We start from the raw sequence: 18,195 nt of genomic DNA, 5'->3' as shown, positions 1-18,195 counted from the left end.
CTTTTCATTCATTACTTATCTATTTTTTCTATTCCTCCCATATAAGGTATTAAAGCTTCAGGGATTATGACAGAACCGTCTTCTTGTTGATAGTTTTCTAAAATAGCTGCTAAAGTCCTTCCTACAGCTAAACCAGAACCATTTAGAGTATGAACATATTCAACTTTTCCTGATTCTTGTCTTCTGAACCTAATATTGGCTCTTCTTGCTTGGAAATCTTCAAAGTTGCTACAGCTTGAAATTTCTACATATCTTCCATAACTCGGCATCCATACCTCTATGTCATAAGTCTTTGCAGATGAAAAACCTAAATCTCCTGTACTAAGCATTACTACTCGATAAGGTAAGCCTAATCTTTTTAAAACCTCTTCTGCACTAGTAGTTAAAGTTTCTAATTCTTGATAAGATTTTTCTGGTAATGCAAATTTAACTAACTCGACTTTATCAAACTGATGGTTTCTAATAAGACCTCTCGTATCTCTTCCTGCAGAACCTGCTTCCTGTCTAAAGCAAGGAGTATAAGCAGTATAATAAATTGGCAACATTTCTTCTTCTAGTATATCGTCTCTATGAATATTGGTTAGAGGCACTTCCGCTGTAGGAACTAGAAAATAGTCTTTACTTGGTAAATGAAACATATCCTCTTCAAACTTTGGAAGCTGACCTGTTCCAATCATACTATCTCTGTTTACCATAAAAGGAGTAGCCATTTCCATGAAGTTGTGTTCAGTAGTGTGTAAATCCACCATAAAGTTTGTTATAGCTCTTTCAAGTCTTGCTCCTTTATTTCTAAATAAGGTAAATCTTGCTCCAGCTAATTTTGAAGCAGTCTCAAAGTCAAGAATGTTTAACTCTGTCCCTATGTCCCAATGAGCTTTTGGTTCAAAATTAAAGTTTCTTGGCTCACCCCATTTTCGTATTTCTATATTATCTTCGTCACTTTTTCCTTCTACTACTGACTCATTAGGAGTATTAGGGATTTGGAGTAAATTATGTTTTAAATCTTCATCAATGTTTTTTACTTCTCCATCTAATTCCTTAATTTTATCCGATAAAGTTCTCATTTCTCCTAAAAGTTCTGATACATCTTTACCTTCTTTTTTAAGTTTTGGTACTTCCTTAGATACTGCATTTTGTTTTGCCTTCATTTCTTCTACTTCAGCTAATAAGCTTCTTCTTTTCTCATCTAATTCTAGAACTTTATCAATTGGAAAATTTCCATGTCTTTTCTCTAATGCTTTAATAACTTCTTCAGGGTTTTTTCTTATTCTTCTAATATCAAGCATACTAATTTTCCCTCCTATTTTCAAAAATAAAAAAACTCTCAATCCCTATATTAGGGACGAGAGTATACCCGCGTTGCCACCCTACTTAACCTTTCGGTTCGCTTGTAAGTTCATTAGCTCTAGGATGGATTCAATAAAAAGACTTACCAATTCTCACCGGCCATTGGCTCTCTAAAAAGACTTTATTATTTACTATTTCCCTTCTTCGCTAAAATATTAAATTTTAAATGATATTATACCATGATTTAAAAAATTGTCAAGGGTATATTTAAAAATATTAAAATTAATTTTAAATGGACACTAAGTAATCTTAATGTCCATTTTCATCTTTTGTTTTTTAATATTTTATCTTTTGTTAAAAGGGAGTTCTGCTCCCAAAATATATATACCCAGTTACAGTAAATTAAAACTTTAATTCTTACTAATTTACCTATAATTAGGATATTTTTTTAATTAATACTAAAATTTATACATTTAATTGTGTATACAAGCACCACTTGCAGCTAATAAAGCTTCAAATACAGATTCTGATGTAGTTGGATGAGGATGTATAGTTTTAGTTATATCCTCTGCTTTAAGTCCATTTGTCATAGCTATTGATATTTCATTAATTAAATCTGTGGCATTTGGGCCTATAATAGATGCACCTAGGATTTTCTTAGAATTTTTATCAACAATTACTTTTACAAATCCCTCCGAAGCACCTAAAGTTAAAGCTTTTCCATTAGAAGCTATAGGAAACTTTCCTATCTCTACTTCAATATTATTTTCCTTAGCATATTTTTCATCAATTCCTACACTCGCTATTTCTGGATCTGTAAATATTGCACTTGGAATTATGCTATAATCCATTGTATCTTCAATACCCATTATATTATTAGCAGCAACTATTCCTTGAGCAGAAGCTACATGAGCTAATTGTATTCCTCCAGTAGCATCCCCTATGGCAAATATATTAGATATACTTGTCATCAATTTCTCATTTACTTTGATTCCTTTTTTATTTGTATTCAATTCTAAACCTAATTTTTCTATGCCTAATCCATCTAGATAAGGTTGTCTACCTATAGAAACTAATACTTTTTCTGTAGAAATATATTTCTTCTCACCATTATTAGTAAATCCTACTATAGCTTTATTATTTTCATCTCTTATTATTTCTTCAACCTTTGAATTAGTATAAATATTTATTCCTTTATTTTCTGCTATCTCTTCGATTTCATGACATATATCTTCATCTAAATTAGGTAAAAGTTTATCCATATATTCAACTACAGATATCTTTGTCCCAAAGGTATTAAATATAAAGGCAAATTCCATGCCTATTACTCCACCACCAATAATAACCATTTCCTTTGGCAGTTCATCTATTTCCATTATTTCAGTACTTCCCAAAACATTATCTAAATCTATACCAGGTATAGGCAGCTTCGTAGTAGTAGACCCTGTCGCAATAATAATATACTCTGTTTTTATAGTGGTTTCTCTATGTTTTGTTTTTACAAAAACTGTATTTTGGTCTAGAATTTCTCCGCAACCTTTAACATATTTTATGTTGTTCTTTTCTAATAAATAGCTAATTCCTTCTCCTAATTGAGAAGCAACCTGATTTTTCCTAGATATTACTTGTCCAATATCTAAATTATAGTTTTCTACTTTACAGCCATAGGCTTCACTTTCTTTAATGTTTTTAAAAACATCTGCTGAACGTACTAATGCCTTTGTAGGAATACAACCTCTATTTAAACAAGTTCCTCCAACCTTGTCCTTTTCTACAAGGACTACTTCAGCTCCTAACTGAGCTAATTTAATAGCTGCTACATATCCACCAGGTCCTGATCCTATAATAGTAACTTTAGTTTCTATTTCTTCTTTTTTAGGAGTTATTAAACCTTTAAAATAATCAAAAGAAGACTCTGATTTCTTAGTTTCTATTTTTTCTCCATCTACTAATGCTAAAACATCACCTATCTTAATATTGTCTCCTGATTTTATTTTAATCTCTTTTATAACACCTTTTATGCTTGGTTCAATATCTAATGTCTTTTTATTTTCTTCTATTGAAAATAAAGAATCGTTAGGTTCTATAGTATCCCCAACTTCTTTATATATCTTCATTACTTTACCTTTTTTTATTCCATTTAAACCTTCAAATTTAACTTCAATAATCATTTTTATCTCTCCTTATTTCTACATAGATTATTTGAAATCATTTTCAAATTCATCGATGCTAGCTCTAAGCAGAGTAGATGAGTAAGCCATAGAAGGTCCTCCACCAAAAGCTACAGAAACCATAGCTGCTTCCATTATTTCTTCTCTAGTAGCACCACTTTCTAAAGCTTTATAAACATGGAAAACTATACAATATTCACATCTATTATAAGCAGCTATTCCAACACTTATTAACTCTTTCGTCTTCGTATCAAGGGCTCCAGATTCATAGGTAGTTCCTAATAGGTTCATAAAAGCCCCTGCATGATTTTCATTTGTTTCACCTACAGCTTGTAAACCGTTCATAAACTCATCTAAATACTCTCTTGGACTTTTTGACATCATAATTCCCCCTTGTTAAAATACTTGCTATACTAATAATTAGTATAGCAAGTATTTTAACAAAGTCAACTACTTTTTAAAGTTCTTGACCTATATTAGACAATATTTTATCTACTACTTTCATGAATATATCAAGTTCTTCCTGAGAAATACCCTTTGTGAAAATTTCTGCCATTTTTTCCCCTTCTGGTAAACATTCTTGTCTATATTTCTTCCCTTTCTCTGTTAAATAAAGTTTAGTGATTCTTCTATCATCCTTATCTTTAAGTCTACAAACATAATCTTCTTTTTCCATCCTATCTATTAATCTAGCAACTGTAGATTCTTTAATGTCCATTAGCTCTCCTAACTCTTTTTGACTGATCCCATCGTATTTTCCTAAATAAAACAAAGCTATCCATTGAACTCTTGTAATTCCAAGTTTCATTAACCTATCATTAAATTCATCAGCCATTTTTTTAGCTGCTTTATTTGTTATAAACGCCACACATGCATCTAAATCAAACATTTTTAACACTCCTCGACTTATCCTTAATATAAACTTATTATATTATAACTTAACTATGAAGTTTTGTGAAACAAAAACACTAGATTTAAAGTTAATATTAAATCTAGTGTTTTTGTTTATTCATTATTTTATAACTTCATATCTCCTGATTTTATATACCCACTTTTTCTCATCCATTCTGAAATTAAAAAACTGATAGCTCCAGGTAAAATAAAATGCATAAAAAGTATCATAGAAAAAATCTTTGGATTTAATCCCATTACGTCTATTACTGCAAACTGCCCTACCAGCCCACTAGTCCCCATTCCTGCACCTATCATATTACTTTCCATTTTCAAAACAGCAGTAGATATTGGTCCTAATATGGCTGAAGTAACTATTGGAGGAATCCAAATTCTTGGATTCCGTATTATATTTGGGATTTGAAGCATAGAAGTACCTAACCCTTGAGCAATAAAACCTCCAAATCCATTTTCTCTGTAAGAAGCTATGGCAAAGCCAACCATTTGAGATGCACATCCAACAGTACTAGCACCTGCCGCTAGACCGCTAAGTCCTAAAGAAATAGCTAAAGCTGCACTACTTATAGGTAAAGTCAATACTATCCCCATAAGTACAGATATAATAATTCCCATAGGTATAGGCTGAAGTTCTGTAGCTAAATTAATTAATTTTCCTATAAGAGTCATAACAGAGCTAATAACTGGACCTATATAATATCCTGCTAATCCTCCTATCACTATTGTAGATAGGGGGACTAATACTATATCTACTTTTGTCTTTCCTTTTATTAACCTTGATATTTCTGCTCCTAAAAGACCAGCTACCAAAGCTCCCACAGGTTCACCTACCTTTACCAATGCTTGATTTCCTTGGAAATTGATGGTTCCAGCACCTATAGCTCCTGTAATTACAGAAGCGAAGATTCCAAGAGGTGGTGCTCCAACACTATAGGCTACACCAGCACCTATGGCTGGTCCCATAAGCATTTGAGCGATGGATCCAAAATTAATTATAATCTCCATCTTAAAGAGTGTACCTAACTGCTTTATTATTAATCCTATTAAAAGAGATGAAAAAAGCCCTAAAGCCATGCCATTAAAAACCTTAATAAAATAATCCTTTATGCTGCCTTTTTTATTTGACTCATTGTTTTCCAATGTAGCACCTCTTTTCAGTGTAATTACATCTGTCTTGTCACTTGTAGATATAATATATCATCTTAATCTTCATTTATCAAGTATTTTTTCCTCATTAAGGCCTCTTTTATTCTCTTAAAAATCTCCTCATTCTCTACCTCAATAGTATGAATGTGAATACCACCTGTTAAAGACGATAAAGGTTCTGCATTAGTTTCTTTTATACTATCCATAAATTGTTGTAATTCTAATCTAGAACCAATTTCAAGCAAACTTCTTATTTCTCCGTATAAAGGATGATCAACGATTACATCTATTACTCTTCCACCTATATCAATAATTGTTTTTAATTCATCTTCTATTTCATCATAGCCTTCATGATTGCAAGCTATTGTTTTCAGTATTCTACTTTTACCATATGTGTCGGGAATAATATAGCCTTGTGGCGTAGCTATTATATTTTCTCCCTTTGCCCTTAACAAAGCAATATCTTGAACTATTACCTGTCGACTGACTTGAAATTTCTGAGAAAGCTCAGTCCCTTTAATAGGATTTTTAGATTCATTTAGCACCTTAAAAATTTCTTCCCTTCTATCTTGTGCATCCATAGATATTCTCCTTTCCCATTTATATTAAAACATGTTATAATTAATTATACATTGAATATGATTTTTATTTTAGTATTTAGCTTAAAATTCAACTAAATTAATTTAGTTGAAAATTTATATTGACAAGCCTTAAAATTCATAGTATAATAAAATTGGTTTTTATTGAGTCAAATTTAATCTGGCCCCATGGTCAAGCGGTTAAGACATCGCCCTTTCACGGCGGTAACCCGGGTTCGATTCCCGGTGGGGTCACCAACTTTTATTTAACCTATAGTACATATAATCAGGAGTGTACGAAGTACCATTAAATTATGGGCGCATAGCTCAGTTGGGAGAGCACCTGCCTTACAAGCAGGGGGTCACAGGTTCGAGCCCTGTTGTGCCCACCATTATGACCTAACCCAATGAGCGTAGCGAATTGATGGTAGGTCAAACGCAACGAGCATCAAATTTGCACGACCGAAAGGGAGTGAACAAATTTGTGTTGCGAGACTGCTAAATTTAAATGGCCTGGTAGTTCAGATGGTTAGAATGCCAGCCTGTCACGCTGGAGGTCGAGGGTTCGAGTCCCTTCCAGGTCGCCATTTTAAAATAAACATTTATGCTGGCGTAGCTCAATCGGCATAAGCAGGGGACCAAAATCATGTATTTCGATTTTGTGTACATCGCTTAGTGGGATTCGGTTACTTCTAGCAGTTAATAAATTGTGCAGTAAAAAGTTAATATCTATGCTGGCGTAGCTCAATCGGCAGAGCAACTGACTTGTAATCAGTAGGTTGGGGGTTCAATTCCTCTCGCCAGCTCCAATAAAAAATAAAACTGTAGAAAATTTCTACAGTTTTATTTTTTATTTTTTTCTATTAATTTAATATTTATAAACACATTAAATATTTTTTTACTGATATTATGCATTTTCTTTATATTTACGTTTTAATTTAGAAAGACTAGAAAAGGCAACTACAGCTACCATTAAGACTAAAAATAGATACATACTACCTATAGACTTTATAACTTGTCCTGTATCATCCTCACCAATCTCTTTAGGAATATCTACATCCATCATATCAGACCAAATATATGTACTAAAATCTTCTTCAGTGACATTTTCTATGTTTAGCTCTGATGATAATATATCCTTAACTATTCCTTTTACTTGGGAGTTCAGTGGTACAATCCTCCCTTTTCTCTCTATTGGATTTTCAACAGCTATTTCTCCGTTATTAGACGAGTCTACAAGCTTATCAAATTCTCTAAAATCAGCATGTGGAATTTGAACCACCATTAATTTATCATCAATTAAATAAAAATAGAGTCTTTTTGTTGAAAACTCAATATCCTTTTCAGTATTTTCCATAACATATTCTGCAAAATAAGGAGTCATTCTATCAAAACTGGCTTTTACAAATTCTCCCTTACTTTTTGAAAAATCCAAAGTCAATAAATCTTTTGGTCCTTCAGCATCCTTTTTGATCCTCTTTACGCCTATACCCAAAATTACACCAACTACTATGGTTAATATAAGCAGCATGGACAATAGTCTTGTTATGACCTTTTTTCTTTCAATGACGTATTCATTGTTCATAGTCTAATAAACTCCTATCCTTTATTATAGTAAAATTTCAGCATTTAAAACACAACACAAAAAACTTTACCATAAATTTAATAACATATCAATTATTTTTTGTTTCTTTACTTATATTTAATAAATCTGCCTTCAATTCTTTAACTCAAAATCAAAGAATCAAAGACAGATTTCCTTATTCCCATCTTAAATCTGGTCCATAAAATTTTAATGGTATAAATTTATCCAGTATACGAGAAAATATTCTATCCGTATAAATATCTGATATTTCTTTAGGAGTTAAATTAGTAGATATTAAAGTTTTTTTACCTCCAATAAGACGAGTATTTACTATATTAAAAATCTCTGCATTAGTGAATGTATTAGCTACTTCAGTTCCTAAATCATCTATTACAAGAAGATCTGCTTCAAATAATAAGTTATACTGATAATCATTAAAGCGGTTATTTTCTTTGCTAAATCTATGTTTTTCAATTATCTCTAAAATAGTAAAAGCGGTTTGATATATTACAATTTTATTTTTATCCAGTAAGGCTTTGGCAATACAATTACAAAGATAAGTTTTTCCAAGGCCTGTAGTACCGTAAAACAATAGATTTTCTCCATTATTTTCGTCAAAGTTATTGATAAACCCTTCACTTATGCCTACTATCTCCACCATATTCTCTCTAGGTGTCATTTTTTCTTCTTCAAAAGGCTCGTTTTTAAAGATATTTATATTAAAGTTTTGGAAATTTTCTTTTTTTAATACATTTTCTAAGTTAGACATTTTATAAGCTCTAGTAACCAAAGCTTGTTTTAAACAACTGCATTGTTCTCCATTCTCTAAATAGCCTGTATCCTTACAGTTATTACATTCATACTTTATGTCCATATAGTCTAAAGGAATATTATTCTCTGTTAATAAAAAAGCTTTCTCCATCTTTAAGGCTTCCATTACTTCTTTTACCTTTTCAAGATTTTCCTTATAGCTTTCTGGATTACCTATTATAAATTTAGACATAGAAAGACCTGTTTTAAATATTTCCTCATCTATTCTTTTAATTGCAGGTACCTTTTTATATACCTTTTCTATTCTTATTCTCTGGTCATAAACTTGTCTATCTCTTTTCCTTTCGTATTCCATTAAAATTTCCTTTAATATCTCTTTATACATAGGCTAACTTTCTCCTTTTGCTTTTAAGTAATGTTCTTCCCTTTTCTTACGTGCAATCTCCTCTAGCTGTTCTGAAGTATATTTAGAAGTCCTCTGTTCAAAGTTATGGAACCTAGTCTTTATTGGAGTACTTTTTCTTTCTACAGTCTTAGTAACCTTATAATCTTTCTTCTCTTTAAGCTTATCTTTTTTTTCAATATCTTCAAAGGTTTTTATTTGTTTTTCAAACCAAGAAGTCAATACTCCATCTATATAATTAACACTAGGATTAGAAACCTTGCTAGAACTCTCACAGCCTTTAAGAACCATCTCCATAGAAAATTCATACTCATCAAACCATTTATCTATAACCTTCATTTCCCCTTGAGTTATAGGTCTTTTATCTAGACCTAAATGTTTCATAACCTTTTCATATTTATAATATTTTTCATCTTGTGATTTAAAATGCTCTGTAATAGCTTCTAAATTCGTAAGCCCTTGATCATACCAATTTCTTATAATTCCTTCTACATAATTTATCTTTCTAATTCCCTTTCTTTCCACTGCATAAAAGAAGGCTTTTTCTATTACATCTGGATTCATATTGTAATCATGAATCCAAGCCAGAATTTTTTGTTTCTCCATAGGTACAATAGGCCTTCGCATAATATAGTCTATAGAGTTAAACATTCTATTTATAGCAGGTATTTGGTTAGCATCTATTAAATCTTCTGTAGTACAAAGATAGGGTTTTTTTGGCGACTCTTCTTTGGCATTTAAAATATTGAAGTTGTTTTTTATGTAAAGCTGCTTTAAATTAAGAAACCTAACTTTATAATTATATTTATTATTCATATCTACAGGCATCTTTTCTATTATACCTTTGCCTTCCCAAAAATCCCAAGCTCTTAAAACGTCATCTAGAGGTATGTCTAAATGCTTGGCTATGGTTTCATTATTAACCTCTATGTTTTGATCCTTATCATGGGCATATTTATAACCCAGTAAATATACTTTAACATAGGTTCCATTAGCCATGGGCATAAAGTCATTTATAAATATATTCTCTATCGGCGTATCTCCTAAATCCATATCTGTAGTTTCTATAGTAAAATTCATAAAATCAACTCCTATAATACTAACTGTTTAAAGTCAGGTAATAAATCCTTTAATATATAACCTTCTTCTGCCATATTCGTCATTATAGCTATAGCTTTTTTAGGCTCCATCCCACTTCTATAAGGTCTATGTTCTGTTAAAGCCTGATATATATCAGCAAAAGCTATTATTTGATCCTCTATAGTTAAAGTTCTCTCATTTAATCTTTCTGGATATCCCTTTCCATTTAATTTCTCATGATGATTCCCTGCCCATTCTGCAATATCTTCTAATCCATCTACTTGTCTAAGAATTAATTTTGTATAATAAGCATGAGATTTTATTACCATAAACTCCTTAGAAGTTAACTTTCCCGGTTTTTCTAAAATACTACTAGGTATAACAAACTTACCTATATCATGAAGATTAGCTGAAATGGTAAGTTTCTCTATCATTAAAGGATTATAACCTAAATAAGTGGCAAAATTACTAGTAATCTGTGAAATTCCTTGAGAATGTTCATAAGTAAATCTACTTTTGTTGTCTATAAGTATGGAAAAAGCTTCTGAAATATTATGGAGACCATGAATATTTATATTAGTATTCTTACCAGGTTCTATTATATCTAAAGCTTGATTAATGTTTTCAGGTTTTAAATCCAAATAAAATTTATCTTTCTTTATTACCTCTAAAATCACATCACATAGTTCATCTTTAAATAATTTACCTCTATATACATCTATCCATTTTTTTATTATGTTTATGTCGTAATTTTCATGGATTTCATCGTACTTCCTTACGAAGAAAAGTTCAAAATAATCTGCTATATGTATTATTTGAGCACCTAAAGGTGTCTCATCTCCTCTAAGCTTATAAGACCCATTGCCTTGCCAATCCTCATGATGATATAATATGTACTCCCTCACTTTGTCATTAAAAGGTAGCTTATCTAATATTCTATACCCTATATCACAATGTTTCTTTTTAAGGTCTTCATTATAGTGTATATCTATTACACTATAATTAGATAAAAATCCAGCCATACCTATATCATGTATAAGAGAAGCATAATAGACATCTGTAAGTACTTCTTCAGTAAGCCCCATCTCTGCTGCTATAGAATGAGCAATATAAGCGGTTCTTCTTGAATGACCATAATATCGATTCTCTGCTATATCTAAGGCATAAGATAAACTTTTTAAAAGTTGTCCTAATTTTATTTCAAATTGATAGTTTACCACAAAATTACCTCTCTTTTAAAAAAGATTTTCTATCTACTTTCATTTTGTAAATATAATTATATATCTTTCCATCTTTTATTACAAAAGAAGATTTTTCTTGTAAATAGTATGGATCTGTTAAATCCATATCTTGATTGAAAAATTTATCTAGATATAAGTCAATAACTACAAATCCGCTTTTTTCATAGCACCTTAAAGCTCTTTTATTAAATTTCGCTACTTCTAGTAAGAGAGTCTTCATTTTCATTTCGTTAAAATAGTAATTTAAATAAGTTGTTATAGCCTCGGTCCCATAACCCTTGTTTATATGATTAGGATCAAAAACTATACCTAATGTAGCTTCTTTCTTTATTTTCTTTATATTTTTAATTCCCATATATCCAACTAGTTTTCCTTCTCTGTTAGTGACTCCATAATATTCTTTGGATCTTCCAAAGGTTTTAACTTTATACCATCCATGAAGTTCACTATTATTCATGGATGGAAAATTATAATCCATCAGTAAAGAATCCTCATGATACCCCCATTCTCTCATACAATAAACATCTTCAATTTTTAAAGGTGCTATTATCACTCTTTTCCCTTTGATTTCCATACTCCATCACCCTTTTATATATAAAGTAATTACTTCGAGGAAAATCCTCGAAGTAATTACTTTATTTCTTATTTTCAATTAACTTTTCCCCAAATCCTTTTCCATATTCTATAGCTCTTTCAAAAGACTTTTCAAAAGGTATAAAATTTATCTTTAGGCCTTCTTCATTATATAATTTCAATTTTAAATTTCTAAGGTTTTCTTGAACTATTTTCACAGCTTCTCCACTCCATCCATAAGATCCAAAAGCCCCAGCAAGTTTTCCTCTATTTCTTACAGGATTTATTACTGCCATAAGATTATATATAGGTAGAAGAGTGTTTTGATTAATAGTAGGTGTTCCAACGATAATAGCCGAACTTTTATCTACCTTATCTTCCAAACTCATTAAATCAGCCATTTCTATATCCATTAATTCTACTTCTATATCCCCTGCCATTTTAATACCTTCAGCAATTTTTTCTGCTGTTTTTTTAGTGTTACCATAAGCAGATACATAAGGAATAAATACTTTCTGCTTTTCTTCTCTTTCTTCTTTATTTTCAGCTAGTTTCTTAGACCAATCTACATACTTCTTCCAATTAGAACGAAGTATAGGTCCATGTCCAGGACAAATTATATTAATGTCTAAGTCTTTTATTTTATCTATAGCTTCCAGCATATAGTTACTGAAAGGCTTTAATATTACGTCAAAGTAGTATTCAAAAGCATCATCAAAGTCTCCTACTAGATCATCGAACATATCCTCATTACAATAGTGACAGCCAAAGGAGTCACAAGTAAATAAAATTTTGTCTTCTACTAAATAGGTATACATGCTGTCTGGCCAATGTAGAAAAGGTGCAGAAGTAAATTTAAGAGTTTTATTACCTAAATCTAACTCGTCACCATGATTGACTATCATAAATTTAAAATCTTTATCTATCATATGCTTCAAAAAATTTATTGCTGACCTGCTGCCAACTACTGTAGCATTAGGTGCTAAATCTAATAAATAAGTCACATTTCCTGAATGATCTGGTTCTGTATGGTTTAATACTATATATTCTATTTCTTCATAGTTAACGACTTGTTGTACCTTATTTAAATATATATCCTTAAAAGTTGCCTTTGAAGTTTCAATTATAGCTTTCTTTTCTGCATTTATAAAATAAGAATTATAAGTAGTTCCATATTTAGTCTCCATGACTACATCAAAGGTAACTAGACCTGGATCTAATATACCTATCCATTTTACAGAATCAGTTATATCTAATACTCTATTATCAACCATAATACACCCTCCTAAAAAAATATCTACTTATTTATACCCATATAGGAGTAGTTATAACTATTCTCTAATGTTTTCTTTATTTAAGAACTTAGTAAATTCACCTTTCCATACTAGCTCTACAGTACCTGTAGGACCATTTCTATGCTTTGCAATAATAACTTCCCCTATATTTTTCTTCTCTGAATCTTCATGATAATATTCATCTCTATATAGGAAAAGAACTACGTCTGCATCCTGTTCTATTGCTCCGGACTCTCTTAAGTCAGAAAGTATAGGTCTATGATCTGCTCTCAGTTCAGGAGCACGAGATAACTGAGATAAAGCTATAACAGGACAATCCATTTCTTTAGCTAATGCCTTTAAACCTCTAGATATGGCAGATATTTCTTGCTGTCTACTTTCTTGCTTCCCTTCTAGCTGCATCAATTGTAAATAGTCTACAACTACTAAGTCTAATCCTTTTTCTATTTTTAAACGTCTACATTTAGCTTTCATTTCCATTAGAGAGATCCCGGCCGTATCATCTATAAATATTTTAGCTTGGGATAATGGACCCATAGAGTTTATTATCTTAATCCATTCTTCTTCTACTAATTTACCACTAATAATTTTTTGTAAATCTACATGAGATATAGAACTAATCATTCTCTGCACTAATTGTTCTTTAGACATTTCTAAAGAAAACATTGCTACACTAGCATTTGCCTTTAGAGCACTATTAGTAGCTATATTTATCATAAAGGCACTTTTCCCCATAGAAGGTCTAGCAGCTAATAGCACTAGGTCGGATTTTTGTAAACCAGATAACTTATTATCTATATCTATAAACCCTGTAGTAAGACCCGTTAATCCGCCTTGATTAGCTGCCTTTTCTTCCATCTTTGAAAAACTTTCCAATAAAATTTCACTTACAGGAGAAAATCCCTCTCTATGTCTTCCTTGAGTAATATCAAATATGTTTTTCTCTGCCTTTTCTATTATTGCATTAACTTCTTCTGCATTTTCATAACTTTTTCCTACTATTTCATCACAAGATTTTATTAGTCTTCTAAGGATAGATTTTTCTTCTACTATCTTGCAATAATATTTAGTATTAGCGGTAGTAGCTACTCCTCCTGAAAGACTAGCTAAATAAGTTACTCCTCCAATGTTCTCAAGAGTTCCCCTCTTCTTTAATTCTTCAGACAGAGTTATCAAATCTACTGGCTCATTTCTATTAAATAAATCAACTATGGATTCAAAAATCTCCTTGTTAGCTTCCTTGTAAAAGTCATCAGATCTAATTATTTCTATTGTAGTATTTATAGCTTCTTTATCTATTATCATAGCTCCCAATACAGATTGTTCTGCCTCTAAACTATGGGGGGGAACTCGTCCAATAAGTTGATTCTCTATTTTAACCACCCCATTATTCTTCTTTTACATTAACGCTTAGTTTAGCTGTAACTTCTGTATAAACTTTTACTTCTACAACAGTAGTTCCTAAAGTTTTTATATTATCCTTTAGTTCAATCTTTCTCTTATCAATATCTACTTTGTGTTGAGCCATTAAAGCATCAGCAATATCCTTAGAAGTTATTGAGCCGAATAGCTTTCCACCTTCTCCTGCTTTTCTTTTTAATTCAACAGATAATTTTTCAATTTTTGCCTTTAATTCTAATGCTTCGTTAAGTTCTTCCTTCTTTTTTTCTGCTTTTTGCTTCTTATTTTCTTCCCATTTCTTTAAATTTCCTGGTGTAGCTTCTATAGCTAAATTTTTAGGGAATAAAAAATTTCTAGCGTAACCATCTTTTGCATTCACTAATTCTCCTTCTTTTCCTAAACCTTTAACATCATGTAATAGTATTACCTTCATTCTTCGTCACCTTCCCTTAAATATTTATCAATAGCTTCTATAAGCAGTTTTTCTGTTTCGTCCATTGATATTCCTTCTAATTGAGCTCCTGCACTTGTCAGGTGTCCTCCTCCGCCTAATCTCTCAAGTATAATTTGCACACTAATATTACCCAAAGATCTGGCACTAATATGAACTTTTTCACCAACTAAAGTCATTACAAAAGAAGCCTCTACTCCATTGATATTTAGTAAATCATTTGCCGCTTGAGCAGCTATTAATATAGAGTCTTCCATGTTTCTTTCCAATCTGCCAATAGCAATTTTATTAAATACTACTTTTGAAGCTTTTACTACTTCAGCTTTATATAAAAATGTATTAAAATCATCCCTAAATAACTGCCTTACAGCAGTAGTATCTGCGCCTGCTCTCTTTAACAATGAAGCAGCTTCAAAGGTTCTAACTCCTGTTTGAAAACTAAAATTCTTCGTATCTACAGTTATACCGGCTAATAGAGCATCAGCTTCGAATTTAGTTAAATTAATTTTATCTCCCATATAAGATAAAACTTCTGTTACTAATTCACAGGTAGATGAAGCATAAGGTTCTAAATAAGTTAAAACTGGATCCTTTATAAACTCCACACCTCTTCTATGATGATCAAATAAAACTACTTTATCTATTATATTTAATAACTCTGGTGCTTCTGTAAAACTAGGCTTATGATTATCTACTACTACTAATAGTGAAGATTTATCTGCTATGGTCAAAGCCTCTTCTGGAGTTATTATTTGCTCTAATAACTCTGGTTGCTCTCTTCTCATTCTATCATAAATATTTTTAATAGAAGGATTTTCTCCTTTTAATACCAGGTATCCTTCTTTTTCTCTATTACTTGTAGCTCTAAGTATACCTATACCCGCTCCAAAAGAATCCATATCTGCATTTTTATGACCCATTACAAACACTTTATCTGATTGGTCTATAAGTTGTCTTAAAGCGTATGCTATCACTCTAGATTTTACTTTATTTCTCTTTTCAATAGCCTTAGTTTTTCCACCGTAAAAACTTAAGCTATTACCTTTTTTAACTACAGCCTGATCCCCACCTCTACCTAATGCTATATCTATAGCTGCTCTAGCATGTTCATAGGCTTCAAAAGGATTATTACCATCTGCACCTACTCCCATACTTAATGTAATAGGTATGGTATTTCCTAAATTTATTTCTCTAATTTGATCTAATATATCAAACTTTTTTCCCTGTATAACTTCGAAAGGATTGTTTTCCATTATTATTAGATACTTGTCATTCTCATATTTTCTAACTATTCCGTTATACCTTGAAAAATAAGTATTAAGTTTTTTATCTATTTCAGCCAACACTAAAGGTCTATTTACCTCTGAAGTACTGCTTTTTACATCATCATAATTATCGACATAAGCTAAAGATACAATTAATCTCTCATCTTTATGTTTTTGATTTAGCTTTACAAAGTTTGTGTTATTAACCCAATAAAGCATAATTATCATATCTTTTGCACTAGCTGTCTTTTTTGTATCTACAATATTAGAATAGACTTTATAATAGTCGTTTTTATAACTTATTTCTAAAGGTTTCCCTTCTTCATCTTTTAGTACTTCTTCTATCTTAAGTCCAGAAACTAACTCTCCTATTTTAACATTTAATAAATCCTTTTCTTCCATCATTTCTAAAAATGGTGTATTATACCAACTTATAGATCCATTTTCTTCTACCATGACTAAAGGAAAAGGCATGTTAAAAATCGCATGTTTAGTAGCAGAATCGAATTCATCCGTTAATCCTTCAATATATTTAGTTAATTCTTCTTTTTTCTGATGAATACTCTTAACATAATAATAAATTAAATATCCCAAAAGAATAGTTCCAATTAAAGCTAGTACCGGTTGATAAAAAGCAATTATAAGAAGTAATACTCCTATAATTATTAAATACACTTTAGTATCAGACCAATTAAATAAATTTTTATTTCCCATAACAATCCTCCTATAGGATCTAAGCTTTTTTAAACTTCCTAATATCAAATATAACATCCAAAAATCCTATTAATGTTATTATCCAACCTAAAGGCATTACAACTATAGTAAATAATAATAATAATACTCTTAAGACTGGAAACATCTTAGATTTTATCAGAAGAAAATCCAATACTGATAATCCTTGTATAAAAAACATAAATCCAACTAACACAACAATATTCACAAATACAGTTTCATAATAAAATAATTGTAACTTCTTAATTAAAAAAGTTCCTAAAAACATTACTGCTATTCCAGGTATTATATTATTAGGTAGTTTAAACTTAGAAAACTTAGGTGTAGTCACCACCCCATATCCAATCTTTCTAAGACCCATAGCAGATAATAAATAGTTTAAATAAGAAGTTACTAGTGAAAATATTACTAGCATGGTTGGTATTATTAATATAATATAATTATATGCATTTTCTAACAAATCTTTAGTTTTTAGTATTTCATAGGATGTTAATCCCATATCTTTTAACATATCTAGCTGTGTATTTAGCATTTGCATAAAAGATTGCTCTAACTGATTAACAAAATTAATTCCAGATAAATCCCCTATTAAACCTATCATTAGCAATAGAGCTACTAGAAAAGTTGCTGTAGATATGCTCATTATCTCTAAAGGTCTTCTTCTTTTCTTGATTCCATAACTTAATACAATACTTAAGGGAGCAAAAGCAATAAATAAGAAAATACTCGACATCTTATCAACCAATAACCCTACTATAAGTGAAGTAAGCGCCATACTTATTATATTATAACTTAATCCGTTTTTTACTCCTAGAACTACAAAAGGAACTGGAAATAAAAATATTAGCAATGGTAAATAGTGAACTCCAAAAGTTATATATATGGCCATTATGGAAATAACCACAAGACTTTCAAAAACAACTTTTAACATTGTATCCTTATTATTCAAGACTTTCACTCCTATTCTTCGTTGGAAGTTATAAACTCTAACAATAAACTTAAATCTCCATACCACCTTTCAATTTTATGGTCTTCTATTAAGTTTAACTTAATATTTTCTTTTAAGGTAGAGTTTATATCTTTATAGCTTAATCCCAATCTTTTACCAAGGACATAAGATTGAAGTATGATATCAGAGATAACATTTTCCAAATTCTCTTTAGTATCTTCTTCTCCTTTTGCTAAAACTTCATACAGATTAGCTACTGTAGTCAATAATTGGCTTTTAAGCCATTCAATAGTTCTTACATTTTTAATAATATCTATGTCTTTCGTTTCCATCCTATTCCCACCTTTTTTACCCAAAA

The 18,195-nt window shown here is 30.7% G+C and carries 17 protein-coding genes, 4 tRNA genes and 1 other annotated feature; of the genes, 4 read left to right on the top strand and 17 right to left on the bottom strand.

Going from position 1 to position 18,195, the window contains the following annotated elements; all coding sequences use genetic code 11:
* Positions 1-11 precede the first annotated feature (11 nt).
* The 6 genes from serS to KQI42_RS15175 form a co-directional block, all read right to left on the bottom strand.
* Positions 12-1,286, bottom strand: a complete 1,275-nt coding sequence (gene serS, locus KQI42_RS15200; protein ID WP_216521073.1) for a serine--tRNA ligase — start codon at positions 1,284-1,286, stop codon at positions 12-14.
* Positions 1,287-1,335: 49 nt separating this feature from the next.
* Positions 1,336-1,501: a binding site (T-box leader), on the bottom strand.
* Between the two features lie 259 nt (positions 1,502-1,760).
* The gene (gene lpdA, locus KQI42_RS15195; protein WP_216521072.1) at positions 1,761-3,458 is read right to left on the bottom strand and encodes a dihydrolipoyl dehydrogenase; all 1,698 of its coding nucleotides are present in this window, start codon (positions 3,456-3,458) and stop codon (positions 1,761-1,763) included.
* 27 nt (positions 3,459-3,485) lie between these two features.
* On the bottom strand, positions 3,486-3,839 hold the full coding sequence (locus KQI42_RS15190) for a carboxymuconolactone decarboxylase family protein (protein WP_216521071.1): 354 nt from the start codon (positions 3,837-3,839) through the stop codon (positions 3,486-3,488).
* 76 nt (positions 3,840-3,915) lie between these two features.
* A complete protein-coding gene (locus tag KQI42_RS15185) occupies positions 3,916-4,347 on the bottom strand; it encodes a MarR family winged helix-turn-helix transcriptional regulator (RefSeq protein WP_216521070.1) in 432 nt (143 codons plus the stop codon).
* A 128-nt stretch (positions 4,348-4,475) separates the two neighbouring features.
* The gene (locus KQI42_RS15180; RefSeq protein WP_216521069.1) at positions 4,476-5,507 is read right to left on the bottom strand and encodes a PTS sugar transporter subunit IIC; all 1,032 of its coding nucleotides are present in this window, start codon (positions 5,505-5,507) and stop codon (positions 4,476-4,478) included.
* Positions 5,508-5,569: 62 nt separating this feature from the next.
* Entirely contained in the window at positions 5,570-6,094 is a 525-nt protein-coding gene (locus tag KQI42_RS15175; RefSeq protein ID WP_216521068.1) for a transcription repressor NadR, read from the bottom strand.
* A 180-nt stretch (positions 6,095-6,274) separates the two neighbouring features.
* On the opposite strand from KQI42_RS15175, the gene KQI42_RS15170 reads away from it, so the two are divergent.
* The 4 genes from KQI42_RS15170 (at position 6,275) to KQI42_RS15155 (ending at position 6,900) form a co-directional block, all read left to right on the top strand.
* Positions 6,275-6,349, top strand: a tRNA-Glu gene (locus KQI42_RS15170).
* 58 nt (positions 6,350-6,407) lie between these two features.
* Positions 6,408-6,483, top strand: a tRNA-Val gene (locus KQI42_RS15165).
* 118 nt (positions 6,484-6,601) lie between these two features.
* Positions 6,602-6,678: transfer RNA gene (locus KQI42_RS15160), tRNA-Asp, on the top strand.
* Positions 6,679-6,824: 146 nt separating this feature from the next.
* Positions 6,825-6,900 (top strand) — tRNA-Thr (locus tag KQI42_RS15155).
* 98 nt (positions 6,901-6,998) lie between these two features.
* Here the strand turns inward: KQI42_RS15155 and KQI42_RS15150 are convergent.
* The 11 genes from KQI42_RS15150 to KQI42_RS15100 form a co-directional block, all read right to left on the bottom strand.
* Complete coding sequence (locus tag KQI42_RS15150) at positions 6,999-7,676, bottom strand: DUF6709 family protein (RefSeq protein WP_216521067.1); 678 nt, start codon at positions 7,674-7,676, stop codon at positions 6,999-7,001.
* Between the two features lie 175 nt (positions 7,677-7,851).
* The gene (locus KQI42_RS15145; protein WP_216521066.1) at positions 7,852-8,832 is read right to left on the bottom strand and encodes an ATP-binding protein; all 981 of its coding nucleotides are present in this window, start codon (positions 8,830-8,832) and stop codon (positions 7,852-7,854) included.
* Positions 8,833-8,835: 3 nt separating this feature from the next.
* Positions 8,836-9,930, bottom strand: coding sequence for a DnaD domain-containing protein (locus tag KQI42_RS15140; protein WP_216521065.1), 1,095 nt, complete (start codon positions 9,928-9,930; stop codon positions 8,836-8,838).
* An 11-nt stretch (positions 9,931-9,941) separates the two neighbouring features.
* Positions 9,942-11,150 (bottom strand): HD-GYP domain-containing protein, encoded by a 1,209-nt coding sequence (locus tag KQI42_RS21710; protein WP_216521064.1) that lies wholly within the window; start codon positions 11,148-11,150, stop codon positions 9,942-9,944.
* 4 nt (positions 11,151-11,154) lie between these two features.
* Positions 11,155-11,745 (bottom strand): GNAT family N-acetyltransferase, encoded by a 591-nt coding sequence (locus KQI42_RS15130; protein WP_216521063.1) that lies wholly within the window; start codon positions 11,743-11,745, stop codon positions 11,155-11,157.
* Between the two features lie 61 nt (positions 11,746-11,806).
* The gene (locus KQI42_RS15125; RefSeq protein WP_216521062.1) at positions 11,807-13,018 is read right to left on the bottom strand and encodes an FprA family A-type flavoprotein; all 1,212 of its coding nucleotides are present in this window, start codon (positions 13,016-13,018) and stop codon (positions 11,807-11,809) included.
* 57 nt (positions 13,019-13,075) lie between these two features.
* A complete protein-coding gene (gene dnaB, locus KQI42_RS15120; protein WP_216521118.1) occupies positions 13,076-14,413 on the bottom strand; it encodes a replicative DNA helicase in 1,338 nt (445 codons plus the stop codon).
* 13 nt (positions 14,414-14,426) lie between these two features.
* Complete coding sequence (gene rplI, locus KQI42_RS15115; protein ID WP_216521061.1) at positions 14,427-14,873, bottom strand: 50S ribosomal protein L9; 447 nt, start codon at positions 14,871-14,873, stop codon at positions 14,427-14,429.
* Complete coding sequence (locus KQI42_RS15110; RefSeq protein WP_216521060.1) at positions 14,870-16,870, bottom strand: DHH family phosphoesterase; 2,001 nt, start codon at positions 16,868-16,870, stop codon at positions 14,870-14,872. The genes rplI and KQI42_RS15110 overlap by 4 nt, the downstream gene beginning before the upstream one ends.
* Before the next feature lie 19 nt (positions 16,871-16,889).
* The gene (locus tag KQI42_RS15105) at positions 16,890-17,837 is read right to left on the bottom strand and encodes a YybS family protein (protein WP_216521059.1); all 948 of its coding nucleotides are present in this window, start codon (positions 17,835-17,837) and stop codon (positions 16,890-16,892) included.
* Between the two features lie 11 nt (positions 17,838-17,848).
* Positions 17,849-18,169, bottom strand: coding sequence for a MazG-like family protein (locus tag KQI42_RS15100; protein WP_216521058.1), 321 nt, complete (start codon positions 18,167-18,169; stop codon positions 17,849-17,851).
* Positions 18,170-18,195 lie beyond the last annotated feature (26 nt).

Origin of the sequence: Tissierella simiarum, assembly GCF_018917865.1 — a bacterium.
GTDB lineage: Bacteria > Bacillota > Clostridia > Tissierellales > Tissierellaceae > Tissierella_C > Tissierella_C simiarum.
Note: the sequence above shows the minus strand (reverse complement) of the source record. Positions and strands in the feature narration are given on the sequence as shown.